Raw genomic sequence first — 12,223 nt, forward strand, 5'->3', positions numbered from 1 at the left:
GACCTTTAGATGAAGTTAGGGGAGTCGTGATGACCATTAAACGTCGTTTCATTGCAGGCGCAAAATGTCCAAAATGTCAGGCGATGGATCGGGTTGTCATGCTCACCGCTGGCGAAGCTGAATGGATCGAATGCATCGAGTGTGATTATACGGAAAACCGTCCGACACATATTGATGAACCTGAAATCCCAGAGGTTTCAGATGAAATTGGGGTGATCCAGTTTAAGCCGCGTCAGTCAAAGTAAAACAATAAGGTTCAACTACGCATGACTGAAGATCAACGACATAACCCTAAGCTTTTATGGGCGATTACGGGCGGGTTAATTATTGTCATTATTGCCGTATTTATCTTTCAATGGATGGGCGATAGCGACAATACTGCGCCTATAGAAACTGCCCCAACTACGGCGCCTGTAGCGAAAACTGCACCTGCTGAAGCAACGCCATTGCAAGAAGATGAAGTAGTACCAAAACAGTTGGTCACAGAAGATTTACTCAAAGCACCTGTCTCTGAAAATGCAACCCTTGCCAAAGAAGAAGTGGCTAAATTAGATGACATTCAAAATCAGCTGAATGATCAACGTGCCTTATTAAAACAGCAACATAGTGATGCCGATGAGTTGATTAAACTAAAAGAGGAGCAAATCAAAATACTGGAAGCCCAACTGGCACAGTAAACCTTCTCTGCTTCACATCAGTCTTTTTAAAATACGATAAAGGGTCAGTGTTGTAGCCAATTTAAGCTAGAATAGCCAGAGGTTATTCTGGCTTTATTTGTATGACATCTTCTGGTTCTGCCCAACAAAATTTGCTCAAAGCAATTATGCTGTTGACCTGCTCTGCCTTTCTGTTTTCACTCATGGGAGTGTGCGTTCGTTACGCATCAGAAACGGTAGATAATGCCACAGTGGTATTTTTCCGTAATTTCATTGGTTTGTTTATTTTTATCCCGCTCATTTTCAATAAAGGCTTGGGCTTTTTTAAAACTGAAAAGTTATGGATGCACACTTGGCGTTCGGTAGTCGGATTAACCGCCATGTATGGTTTTTTCTACGCGATTGCCAATCTAAAACTGTCCAATGCGATGGTCTTCACCTATTCATCGCCTATTTTTATTCCCTTAATTGCATGGCTATTCCTTAAAGAAAAAATCACCAAACCAATGCTATGGGCTGCGTTCATTGGTTTATTTGGCGTGTTATTTGTCGCCAAACCCGATGCAGGTATGTTTAATAGCATGTCCGCAATTGGACTCAGTGCCAGTTTTTTAGCAGCGATGGCTTTTGTCACGGTACGCGCCCTGACTCAAACCGAACCGCCTGAACGCATTGTGTTTTATTTTTGCATGATTGGGACACTCATTTCTGTTGTACCGATGTTCTGGTCATGGCGTCCTTACAACTTAAAAGAATTGAGTTTTTTAATTGGTGCAGGATTGCTGGCCAATATCAGTCAGATCTTTATGTCCAATGCCTACCGTCTTGCCCCTGCTGGGCAAATTGGCCCTGTCAATTACATTGCGATTATTTTTGCAGGGATTTGGGGCTTTAGCTTTTGGCATGAAACGCCAGACTTATTTAGTTTAATTGGCTTTGCCCTAATTTTGCTTGCCATTATTTTGTGCAGTCCACTGTTACAAAAACACCTGAATCATCACTCCCCGCATTCATAATGCTGCTTTGTATTCCCTGCATATCAACCTATTAAAAAAACACCCCGTAGTGAACCACAGGGTGTTTTTAAATAATAAGATGACAGTGATTAAGTATCCATGTGCTTATTCATACCAGCCGAATAGCTTGAACGCATACGGTGCATAGGCAATAATCAACATCGCAGGAAGCATCACAATCATAGGCAAAATCCAACGCTCATAACGATAATAGAACGATTTATGACGAACTTCTGCATCGGCTGCAGCGACTTCTTCATCACCAATTGACTGCCTTGCCAATAAGTGATTCAGCGCTACAGGTGGCGTCACATAGCCCAATTCAAAGCCGATGAGGGTAATCATCCAGAAATGCACAGGATGAATCCCATACTGATACGCCACGGGCGCAACTGTTGCCGAAATTAGAATTACCGCACCGAATGGATCCATAATCATGCCCACAAAAATCATCAGGGCAACAATCAGGCTAATCACAATAAAGATGCTGCTAATGTCGGTTGGGAACGCTTCCATAATTTCAATGCGTTCTAAATAGCCACCTACACTGACTGAAAGCGCCATCAAAATTACCAATGCCCCAATATGTCCCACCGTTTCACTGGTCGATAAATGCAGAGCTTTGAAGAAACCATACTGACGCAATGGTGAATCAGGTGCAGTCAATAATGAGCACTCAGATGAAGCTGCTGTCTGTTGTGCTACAGGCTTGTGATCTAAAGTCTGATCCCACTGCCCCATCGCTGGAATAGGCGCAGGTTCATGGCGCAATTTATCAAACAACACCATCATCAATAAAATAACCGGCATCATGACAGGGGCAGTAAATTCATTCATATTGGTGTCTAAAGCATATTTATAGAACAGCCAAATCAACACAAAAATAAGGATATAGGGCATTACAGGGCCAATAGCACGTAAGGACAATGGCGCAGCTATTCGTGGTGCAGCAATGCGGAATTTATTTTCAGCAAAGAATAACGAAATCACTAAAAATAGGGTTGAAGTCAAAAGAAACACATACAAACCATAGTGATATAGCATGTCCGTTGTGACTTCTTTATTCAGCGATGCCACCACAACAATCAATAGGCAAGGGCGAAGCACCACCCCCATTGAACCCGACATGGCAGTTGCCGCTAATGCAAATTGACGTCGTCCACCCGCATTCCAAACTTCTTTATAAATGATCGCACCTGCAGCAATGACAAAAATCCCCGATGCACCGGTATAAGCCGTTGGTAATGCAGCAGCAATCAGAATCAGCCAGGTTAAGGTTTCAGGTGCCAAATTCCACGGACGCAGAATATTCAGGAACAAATCCACAATTCGGGTTTGTTTGAGCAACATCCCCGCCCAAATAAACAATGCCAAGTTCAGGAAAATACTGGAGAATTCGACCAGTTGCCCCAAGTAAATCCCTTGCCCCATTGGATAATCCATCAGGATGGTAAAGGAGAAACCTGTACTAATTGCCATATAGGCATACAAAGGCACACTCAGGAAAGCAAGACCTAAACTACCGCCTTCACGGGTTGGTGCGGGTGGCTTAATAAGCTGGAATAAACTAATTAAAGTCAGAGTTGCAAACAGAATCATCCACATCCAGTAAATGATTTGCGTTTCACCACTCATCGGTACGCCTGAATTGAGTACTGAACGATATTGACTGATACTTGACGAGGTTAAGAAACCATTCGCCACCACCATTAAGGTCGAATACACCTTGAAGTCAATTTTGGTCGCAGGGCCACGTAAACCAATGTGATGGGTCTTTAAAGTGGCACTAATTGCAGCAAAGACCACCATCAATACCAATAAAATGGCACGGTTTTCAGTACCAAATTTAAAAATGCCAAAGAAAGAGGTTTCAATGGTTCGATACATTTTCAAGCTTGGATGAGCTTGAATATGCTGAATCGCCTGATCATGAAATTGAAATTTTTCTTCACAAATTTGTTTGGCTGCCAAAATTGAAGCACGGACATCTGACTCAGAGGCGGTGCCAAAAATATCGGCAAACTCATCAGCAGCATTGGCTTGCATTTGGGCATGTACTTGCGCATCGACATCGGGGTTGCGTTCACAGTCAGGTGCAGTGGGTTCGGCACGTAAAAATGAATATTGCATACCTGTTGCAGGGTCACCATATAGGCGTTCACCCATGCGCAACAACTGACCATGTACCATTTCACCTGTACCAATAATGAGGGTCAGTAACAACAAGATCAAAATAACGAATGTAGAAATCCATTCTGTCCATATATGTCTGAGCAAAGCCAAGCCAGACCTGCGTTGTCCGTTATTGTGCATATATTTTCCTGTTTTTATTCTGCGCAGAAACCGAGACTCTCGAATTTCTGTCTATCCTTATTCAACGGAATGTCCATCTTCCATTGAGCATTTTTGTATTCAGTTTAAATGTGCATGAGCGTCGTTATTTTTAAAATGACAATATAGATTTTCTTTTAAGTAAAAATGGTCAATTGTGAGATTTTATGTGAGCCCTTTTTGCCATCATTTTGATGTAATTTTAGTGCGGATCAATGCAATAGGCCCAAATAATATAAGCCAATGCAAAAATTACACCCCAAATCACCCCCAATAAATGTGCCTCAACTAACACAGGACTTCCGATTAATTCTGCTGTACCCAAACTGCCCACGGTATTTTCCCAAATCAGTTTAGATAAAATAAGCAGCAACACCAATGCCGCAAAACCACGTTCTTTTTTATAGAGCAAATGCACACATGCCACCGCCACATAAGCACCATGCAGCACCCCAGAAAGTCCTGCATAGGCATCAATATCGGCAAGGAAATAATAGAAACTCAGACTAATGGCAGGCGGTAGTACCAGCAAAAGTGCCACAAAGTGCCATACTTTGGCATGCGGAAAAATAAAAGGTAAACAGGCAAAGGCGATCATATTGAGCAGATAATGAATCCAGCCCACATGCACCCAATGCCCTGTCCATAAGCGCCAAAATTCATCCAATAAATGTGTAGACCAATAAATAAAATGCTCTGCAAAAATCTGCAAACATGCCGAAACCGACATACATGCCGCAATAAACACAATTTTTCGACTGAGAAATTGAGATGAATATTGCATAGGCGCTTGCATCCTCCAAATTATTCTTGTTATGTGCTTCGGCAAACGGATTGCCCAATCCTAAAACTTCTTGTCTATATTGAATTGGGCAATCTTGATATTTTTACAATTGAGCTGCCGTATCCTCATTAAATAAATCATCTAATTCAGATGAATCATCTTGTTCATCCCAGAAACGTTGCTGATCACCAGTACGCACACCTGTATGTTCAGTCCAGTAACGGTCTGAAATTCCTTGTACCATGCTTCCCGCCATGGCATCAATCAATTTAAATTGTGGATTTACAGGTTTTTCGTCACTGCGTGCATTAGAAAAGGCTTTGAGTGCATCGCGGATTTTGGCATCTTCACCACTGGCTTGGGCAGCAACCGCATATAAAGCGTGTGATAAACGCACCCCTTTATTTTCACCAATTTGCATCGACTGCTTTAAGGTTTGATACGGATCAGGTTTGCCATCTCCCGCACCTGGAAGCAAAGTCCAAATTACGGCACGTGTAGCCTCTGGTGCGCCCCAGAATTTTTCATTGTTTAAACAGGTCATACCACGTTCAACAATCGCGGCAATATCTTTAGGCACATGCACTGCCCCGCCTGAATTAATATCATTGGTCATGGCTTGCAAGCCACTCAACATCCCCAACATATACACAGTTTGATCAATATCACTGTTCATTTTTGGACAACCTTCGCCCAAAGGTTTCCGATATTTCTTTTCCCAACGATGCTGAAACAATTGATAGCCTGTGTATTGGCGCTGTGCCGCCAAAGCCGCCCAACGTTTTTGCTGAATCCGCGCATCTTGCGCTTCGCCCACTTGCCCTGCTTTTGCTGCACGTAAATAACGCAATTCAGCATCCAAAGCTTTTTCTTCGGCACAAATACCCGCAGCCGAATACATTAGTACCGCAACACGGGTTGGGTCTGCGCCCATATCTTTAGTCGCCATAATGGCAGGGGTTAAGGAATTACCAGAATTACACACCATTTCAGCATCTTCCATCGCTAAAATTGGCGGCACAATATGTTTTTCAGTAAATCCAAGTGCGACATTGGCACCTGTTTTGATCACTTGTGAACAACCTGATAATAATAAACTTGTGATTGCAAATACGGCCACACCCTGGCCTATTTTTTGGACTTGCGACATTTTCCTGTCCTCTATAATTGTGTTTATGTCCATTGCAACAAACATAGCAGAAGCAATATCTGAATAAAAGCGTCTACTTGCTGCTTCAGATGGATAACTTTGCCATGTTTTAAAGTGACTAAAATTGACTGAAATCTGTCATCCGACAAAATTTAGGCAAAAAAAAGTAGCATTGCGACGGTTCAGCACATGCTACTTATTAACTGGTGCCCAATTCGGGCTTATCTTAAAAAATCTTTCGACTAAATTTAAATCTACACATCTCAGGAATCTGATTTGTATTGATCTACACTTGTCTGGAATTAATATAACTGAAAATAGGGATATGTGTAATCTTTTATGCCAATATAAGATGACTGATCAGGACATGAAAAATAGATGATAATTTTATCTTTATGATACTTATAGTTTTTTATTATTATAAAAATATACAGCTGTCTGTAAATTAGAGCATTTTCGCCAATACTTTTAGAGCCTTCCATTCCGCCTTGGAAACCTGATCACACCAAATCACCACAGGTTTAAAGGCTTGCTGAAATTCCATGACGATATAAATTTGATGATCTATCACTTGACGCAGTTGCACACGCTGAATTTCAATTTGGCGAGCTGTGCTTTTAATCTGTTGTGATACTACACGAGGCGCGAGATAGGAAATTGACCATTCACGGTCATCTAATTGATCTAAACCAACAATTCGGTTTGCACGAACAAATTTAAAATATGTCCAGCCCATAATGACAATACATACAACGCTAAGCCATGGCTTTAACACTTGTAGTAAAAGCCAAACGATGAGTAGAGCGATCATCAGCTGAAACACTATTGCGATGACACTAGGTTTCAGCTGAAACTGCTGCTTAGCCATGCACATAATGCTTTAGTTTACGGATAAAATCTTTCAACTCAGGACGTGGTGGCTCAGACACTTCCATAAACCAATCCAATAAATCTGGGTCTTCCTGCTCAACCAAATCGGCAAACATTTGTTTTTCTTCCGCACTGGCAGTCAAATAATGATTTTTCACATACGGGTCAAAATAGACATCAATTTCCTTTAAACCACGACGGGCACGGTAAATCACTTTGCGTTCTTCTAAGCTGATGTCATCACTCATGCGGTTTCCCCATTAAAATTAAACTCAGGCTAGTTTAACCGACCCCTTTTAAAGTTTCGATGACTTTTATGCAGCATTGACCAAAAGCATCATCTTTCATTTGCAATTGAAACTTTTGCACCTTGTTGCCCCCTATAAATTCTTCTAAGGTGAATTCAAAATAACAACATCAGGAAGATAAAACCATGCAATCTGCCGCAATTCGCCCCATTGCCAATATGTTACCGCGCACCTTATTCAGTGCTGAACACGACAGTTTTCGTGATTTGGTACGAAAATTCTATTTGCAGGAAGTCATCCCCCATACTGAAAAATTTGAAGCGCAGCAGCATGTAGACCGTGAGCTATGGCGTAAAGCAGGTACTTTGGGTTTGCTGTGTAGCACCATGCCTGAAGAATATGCAGGTTCAGGGGTAGACCGCTTATACAGCATGATTTTGATTGAAGAACAAGCCTATGCAGGTGACAGTGCTACCGGTTTTTCACTGCATTCAGATATTGTCGCCAATTACATTAATAACTTTGGCACAACTGAACAAAAACAACACTGGTTACCCCGCATGGCCACAGGCGAAGTGATAACCGCGATTGCCATGACCGAACCCGGTACAGGTTCAGACTTACAAGCTGTGCGTACCTCTGCGGTATTGGATGGCGATGAATACGTGATTAATGGTTCTAAAATTTTTATTACCAACGGCTATTTGTGCGACATGGCGATTGTGGTATGTAAAACAGCGAACACAGACAAAGGTTCAGCCAATCTGTCTTTAATATTGGTAGAAGCAGACCGTGCGGGATTTAGCAAAGGCAAACCACTGAATAAAATTGGTATGAAAGGTCAGGACACTTGCGAATTATTTTTTGATAATGTCCGCGTGCCTCGCAGCAATTTATTGGGTGCAGAAGGCATGGGCTTTATCATGCTGATGAAAGAACTGGCTTGGGAACGCTTAATTGTCGCGATTATTTGCCAAGCAGGTGCAGAAGCTGCTTTTGCACATACACTGCAATATACTCAGCAACGTCAAGCCTTTGGCAAAAGTATTCATAGCTTTCAAAATACGCGCTTTAAACTGGCAGAATTACGCACCGAAATTGATTTCTGTCGTGCTTTTTTAGATCAATGTATGCAGTTACAACTTCAAGATCAGCTCAGTGTTGAAGCTGCAGCGGCCGCCAAATATAAAATTTCAGAGATGTACTCCAAAGTGGTGGATGAATGTCTACAACTGCATGGTGGTTATGGCTATATGCTTGAGTATCCAATTGCACGTGCTTACTTAGACAATCGGGCCAATCGTATTTATGCAGGCACCAATGAAATTATGAAAGAGCTGATTTCACGTTCTTTATAAAATTTCCACCTCAACATAAAAATGGCGCAAGCAATTTTAAATTTCTTGTGCCATATTATTTTTGCACCCAACGATTTAAGACACTAATTTAGGTTTACGCTGCTGTGCAGGCACAGCTTGTTTGAATTTTAAAATACCATCTTCAAAACTTGCTTGTTTTAAAGTTTTGCGATCTTCTAAGTAATTGTTGGTCACTCGCCATGGCGCATGTTTGCCTTGCTTTGGCATCACATCAGCAGCACGCGCGATATAGCCCGAACTCAAACTGCCCATCACCGTATCTTCCAATAACTCTGTTTGGTCACCTTGAGGAATTACCTCGTCATAACCTTGTCGATCCATATAATTGAGCAAACGACAAATATAATCCGCAGCCACATCCACTTTAAGCGTCCAAGAGGCATTAATATAGCCAATAATCATCGCCATATTCGGTACATCGCTGATCATCACACCTTGATATAGCATGTGCTTCGAAGTGTCTAAAGGCACACCATCAATTGTGGCTTGAATACCGCCTAGAATCTGAATATTCAAACCTGTCGCAGACACAATAATATCGGCATCCAAATGTTTACCCGATTTTAATTGCACACCTGTTTCAGTAAAACTTGCAATTTGATTGGTTTCAATCGAGGCATGCCCTTCGCGTAAAATCTTAAATAAATCACCATCAGGCACAACACATAAACGCTGATCCCACGGATTATAATGTGGCGTGAAATGCTTCATATCTACCTTGCCCTTGAGCTGCATTTGGATAGATTTCAGCAACAAAGTCCGCAGTAATTTCGGCTGTTTTTGTGCTAAAGCATAAATGGCGCGTTGCATGCCAATATTACGTGCGCGCGTGATTTTGTAAGCAACATCTTCAGGCAAAACTTTACGCATTTGCTGATAAACAAAATCCATTGCAGGCACTGAAGCAATATAAGTCGGCGAGCGTTGTAGCATGGTGACATGCGCTGCACCACCTTTTGACATAGCAGGTACTAAGGTAATGGCGGTTGCACCACTACCAATAATTAAGACCTTTTTACCACGATAATCTAAATTCTCAGGCCAATGCTGTGGGTGAATAAATGTACCTTTAAACGCATGTTGATTCGGAAAGTCAGGCTGAAAACCTTGATCGTAATTGTAATAGCCTGTGCAACCTAAAACAAAATTAGCCACCCAAGTTTCAATCTGTTGCACTGCATTTTCTATACGTAACGTCCACTTACGTGTTTGAGAGTCATAATTGGCAGATAACACACGATGCTGAAAATGAATTTTTGAGTGTAAGGCTTTTTCTTGAATGACTTCTTCTAGATAGTCTTTGATAGATGCGCCATCGGCAAGTACATTGGTTTTTTTCCAAGGCTTAAAATTATAACCAAAAGTCGACATATCCGAATCTGAACGAATGCCCGGATATTGGAATAAATCCCAAGTGCCACCAAAACTTTGACGACGCTCAATAATTTCAAAAGAACGCTGTGGGCAGTTTTGACTTAAATGTGCTGCTACACCAATGCCCGAAATCCCTGCCCCAATAATTAATATATCAACCTGCTTATCCATGTTTTATTGTCCAGCTTGAATGATGTTTTTTATTAAAGCATAAATTTGACAATACACAATGTCAAGTTTAGCAAAAGTTACTAAAATTTATATCAATTCGGGACAATTTGATCATTTTTGAGATCAACTTATTTTTTTCATAAAAAAAGACCGGTAAAACCGGTCTTTTTCTGAACAACGTGCGTTATTCTTGGCGAAATTATTTAACTTCGCGATCTACAAGCTCAACGTAAGCCATCGGTGCAGCATCACCCACACGGAAGCCCGCTTTAAGAACACGTAGATACCCGCCGTTACGCTCTTTGTAACGAGGGCCAAGAACGGTAAATAATTTACCAACAGTTGCTGCTGAACGAGTACGAGCAAACGCTAAACGACGGTTTGCTACTGTATCGTTTTTAGCTAAAGTGATTAAAGGCTCAGCAACACGACGTAATTCTTTTGCTTTAGGAACAGTTGTTTTGATTAACTCGTGTTCGAACAAAGAATTAGCCAAGTTTTGGAACATCGCTTTGCGATGGCTGCTTGTACGGCCTAATTTCACACCACTATTACGATGACGCATGGTGATAGTCCTACTTAATTAACGGCTACGATAGGCGAAACGATCGTCCATACGGAGACTAGCCGGTGGCCAGTTCTCTAAACGCATGCCGAGCTGTAAGCCTTTAGAAGCCAGAACATCTTTGATCTCTGTAAGCGATTTTTTACCCAAGTTAGGCGTTTTAAGTAGCTCAACTTCAGTACGCTGTACAAGATCACCAATGTAGTAAATATTTTCTGCTTTCAAACAGTTAGCAGAACGAACAGTAAGCTCTAGATCATCTACTGGACGAAGCAAGATTGGGTCAACTTCTTCACGAGGCTCTTGAGCAACAGGAGCTTGATCTTTCTGAAGATCAACAAAAATTGCAATTTGTTGTTGCAAGATTGTTGCCGCTTTGCGGATCGCTTCTTCTGGATCAACTGTACCATTGGTTTCAAGATCAATGATCAACTTGTCAAGGTCAGTACGTTGTTCTACACGCGCATTTTCTACGATGTAAGACACACGTTTGATTGGGCTATAAGAAGCATCTAACTGCAAACGACCTACAGGGCGAGTTTCGCCTTCTGGGAAACGTGAGTCAGATGTTTCATAACCACGACCTTGAGCAACTTTCAGGCGCATTTTTAAATTGCCTGTAGCACTTAAAGTGCCAATCAAGTGTTCAGGGTTAACCACTTCAACATTATGCGGTAAACGAAGGTCTGCAGCTGTTACATCGCCTGGACCTTGTTTTTCCAATGTCAAATAAGCTTCATTTTGATCGAACAGCTTAATAGACAATCCTTTCAGGTTCAGCAAGAGCTCGACGATGTCCTGCTGCAAGCCTTCCAAAGTACTGTACTCGTGCTCGACACCTTCAATTTCAACTTCTACCACAGCTGCGCCAGGTAAAGAAGAAAGAAGGATGCGACGTAAAGCATTACCAAGAGTGTGACCAAAGCCACGCTCTAATGGTTCTAGAATAACTTTTGCCGAGGTCCCGCTTGCCGCTTCGACCTTGATCGCTTGCGGAGTAAGAAACTCATTTGCAGTACGCGTCATTATTGCTACCTCAAGGATTATTTAGAATACAATTCTACAATCAAGCTTTCGTTGATTTCAGCAGGTAAATCAGAACGATCTGGTGCAGCTTTAAACGTACCTTCAAATTTAGAATGGTCAACTTCCATCCATGAAGGGATACCACGTTGAGCAGCCAATTCAATTGCGTTTTTAATACGTAATTGTTGTTTTGCACCTTCGTGAACTGCAATTACATCACCAGCTTTAACTTGAATAGACGCAATGTTAACACGACGACCATTTAAAGTAATGCTACGGTGAGATACAAGCTGACGAGCTTCTGCACGTGTAGAACCAAAACCCATGCGATAAACAACGTTATCAAGACGGCTTTCGAGCAATTTCAACAAGTTCTCACCTGTTGCGCCTTTCACACGAGCAGCTTCTTTATAGTAGTTACTAAATTGACGCTCTAAAACACCGTACATACGACGTACTTTTTGTTTTTCACGTAATTGTAGTGAGTACTCAGATTGCTTACCACCACGGGCCCCGCCATGTTGGCCAGGAGCTTTAGCGTGTTTTTTAGTTTTGACGTCAAATGGTTTAACGCCAGATTTTAGTTGCAGGTCTGTCCCTTCGCGGCGAGAGAGTTTGCATTTTGGACCAATATAACGAGCCATGAATGTTTC

General features: G+C 41.8%; 13 protein-coding genes. 4 read left to right on the forward strand and 9 right to left on the reverse strand.

From position 1 onward, the window contains the following. The first annotated feature begins 35 nt into the window (after positions 1–35). From FTT91_RS03365 to FTT91_RS03375, 3 genes are all read left to right on the forward strand, one after another. Positions 36–245 (forward strand): YheV family putative zinc ribbon protein, encoded by a 210-nt coding sequence (locus FTT91_RS03365; RefSeq protein ID WP_171062592.1) that lies wholly within the window; start codon positions 36–38, stop codon positions 243–245. A 21-nt stretch (positions 246–266) separates the two neighbouring features. Further along, positions 267–677 (forward strand): hypothetical protein, encoded by a 411-nt coding sequence (locus FTT91_RS03370; protein ID WP_180168981.1) that lies wholly within the window; start codon positions 267–269, stop codon positions 675–677. A 101-nt stretch (positions 678–778) separates the two neighbouring features. Then, on the forward strand, positions 779–1,672 hold the full coding sequence (locus FTT91_RS03375; protein WP_004974770.1) for a DMT family transporter: 894 nt from the start codon (positions 779–781) through the stop codon (positions 1,670–1,672). Positions 1,673–1,777: 105 nt separating this feature from the next. Here FTT91_RS03375 and FTT91_RS03380 read toward each other — a convergent pair whose 3' ends face one another. The 5 genes from FTT91_RS03380 to FTT91_RS03400 all read right to left on the reverse strand — a co-directional run bounded on the left by FTT91_RS03380 (position 1,778) and on the right by FTT91_RS03400 (position 7,055). Next, positions 1,778–3,985 carry a TRAP transporter large permease subunit gene (locus tag FTT91_RS03380; RefSeq protein WP_180168982.1) on the reverse strand — a complete coding sequence of 736 codons (2,208 nt, stop codon included), beginning with the start codon at positions 3,983–3,985 and terminating at the stop codon, positions 1,778–1,780. Positions 3,986–4,205: 220 nt separating this feature from the next. Further along, positions 4,206–4,787, reverse strand: coding sequence for a rhombosortase (gene rrtA, locus FTT91_RS03385; protein WP_154320306.1), 582 nt, complete (start codon positions 4,785–4,787; stop codon positions 4,206–4,208). A gap of 103 nt (positions 4,788–4,890) precedes the next feature. Continuing rightward, entirely contained in the window at positions 4,891–5,937 is a 1,047-nt protein-coding gene (locus tag FTT91_RS03390) for a hypothetical protein (protein ID WP_004974758.1), read from the reverse strand. Between the two features lie 445 nt (positions 5,938–6,382). Next, the gene (locus FTT91_RS03395) at positions 6,383–6,805 is read right to left on the reverse strand and encodes a protein YgfX (RefSeq protein ID WP_131260582.1); all 423 of its coding nucleotides are present in this window, start codon (positions 6,803–6,805) and stop codon (positions 6,383–6,385) included. After that, positions 6,798–7,055 carry a succinate dehydrogenase assembly factor 2 gene (locus FTT91_RS03400; protein WP_004974752.1) on the reverse strand — a complete coding sequence of 86 codons (258 nt, stop codon included), beginning with the start codon at positions 7,053–7,055 and terminating at the stop codon, positions 6,798–6,800. The genes FTT91_RS03395 and FTT91_RS03400 overlap by 8 nt, the downstream gene beginning before the upstream one ends. 185 nt (positions 7,056–7,240) lie before the next feature. Between FTT91_RS03400 and FTT91_RS03405 the strand changes: the two genes are divergently transcribed. Continuing rightward, complete coding sequence (locus FTT91_RS03405) at positions 7,241–8,413, forward strand: acyl-CoA dehydrogenase family protein (protein WP_104852582.1); 1,173 nt, start codon at positions 7,241–7,243, stop codon at positions 8,411–8,413. A 75-nt stretch (positions 8,414–8,488) separates the two neighbouring features. Here the strand turns inward: FTT91_RS03405 and FTT91_RS03410 are convergent, their stop codons facing one another. The 4 genes from FTT91_RS03410 to rpsD all read right to left on the reverse strand — a co-directional run bounded on the left by FTT91_RS03410 (position 8,489) and on the right by rpsD (position 12,214). Beyond that, positions 8,489–9,979: an NAD(P)/FAD-dependent oxidoreductase gene (locus FTT91_RS03410; protein WP_178318800.1), complete on the reverse strand. Its 1,491-nt coding sequence runs from the start codon at positions 9,977–9,979 to the stop codon at positions 8,489–8,491. Positions 9,980–10,178: 199 nt separating this feature from the next. Beyond that, complete coding sequence (gene rplQ, locus FTT91_RS03415; protein ID WP_180168983.1) at positions 10,179–10,544, reverse strand: 50S ribosomal protein L17; 366 nt, start codon at positions 10,542–10,544, stop codon at positions 10,179–10,181. A gap of 18 nt (positions 10,545–10,562) precedes the next feature. Continuing rightward, a complete protein-coding gene (locus FTT91_RS03420) occupies positions 10,563–11,570 on the reverse strand; it encodes a DNA-directed RNA polymerase subunit alpha (RefSeq protein ID WP_004974745.1) in 1,008 nt (335 codons plus the stop codon). A 17-nt stretch (positions 11,571–11,587) separates the two neighbouring features. Then, the gene (rpsD, locus tag FTT91_RS03425; protein ID WP_004974744.1) at positions 11,588–12,214 is read right to left on the reverse strand and encodes a 30S ribosomal protein S4; all 627 of its coding nucleotides are present in this window, start codon (positions 12,212–12,214) and stop codon (positions 11,588–11,590) included. Positions 12,215–12,223 lie beyond the last annotated feature (9 nt).

The sequence above is a fragment of the Acinetobacter sp. YH12021 genome, from assembly GCF_013420145.1.
GTDB classification, from domain to species: Bacteria; Pseudomonadota; Gammaproteobacteria; order Pseudomonadales; family Moraxellaceae; genus Acinetobacter; species Acinetobacter towneri.

Excerpts from the sequence above, each read along its gene's own strand:
- rpsD (WP_004974744.1), bottom strand. The coding sequence starts at position 12,214 with ATGGCTCGTTATATTGGTCCAAAATGCAAACTCTCTCGCCGCGAAGGG.
- FTT91_RS03420 (WP_004974745.1), bottom strand. The coding sequence starts at position 11,570 with ATGACGCGTACTGCAAATGAGTTTCTTACTCCGCAAGCGATCAAGGTC.
- FTT91_RS03390 (WP_004974758.1), bottom strand. The coding sequence starts at position 5,937 with ATGTCGCAAGTCCAAAAAATAGGCCAGGGTGTGGCCGTATTTGCAATC.
- rrtA (WP_154320306.1), bottom strand. The coding sequence starts at position 4,787 with ATGCAATATTCATCTCAATTTCTCAGTCGAAAAATTGTGTTTATTGCG.
- FTT91_RS03410 (WP_178318800.1), bottom strand. The coding sequence starts at position 9,979 with ATGGATAAGCAGGTTGATATATTAATTATTGGGGCAGGGATTTCGGGC.
- rplQ (WP_180168983.1), bottom strand. The coding sequence starts at position 10,544 with ATGCGTCATCGTAATAGTGGTGTGAAATTAGGCCGTACAAGCAGCCAT.
- FTT91_RS03395 (WP_131260582.1), bottom strand. The coding sequence starts at position 6,805 with ATGGCTAAGCAGCAGTTTCAGCTGAAACCTAGTGTCATCGCAATAGTG.
- FTT91_RS03380 (WP_180168982.1), bottom strand. The coding sequence starts at position 3,985 with ATGCACAATAACGGACAACGCAGGTCTGGCTTGGCTTTGCTCAGACAT.
- FTT91_RS03375 (WP_004974770.1), top strand. The coding sequence starts at position 779 with ATGACATCTTCTGGTTCTGCCCAACAAAATTTGCTCAAAGCAATTATG.
- FTT91_RS03405 (WP_104852582.1), top strand. The coding sequence starts at position 7,241 with ATGCAATCTGCCGCAATTCGCCCCATTGCCAATATGTTACCGCGCACC.
- FTT91_RS03400 (WP_004974752.1), bottom strand. The coding sequence starts at position 7,055 with ATGAGTGATGACATCAGCTTAGAAGAACGCAAAGTGATTTACCGTGCC.
- FTT91_RS03370 (WP_180168981.1), top strand. The coding sequence starts at position 267 with ATGACTGAAGATCAACGACATAACCCTAAGCTTTTATGGGCGATTACG.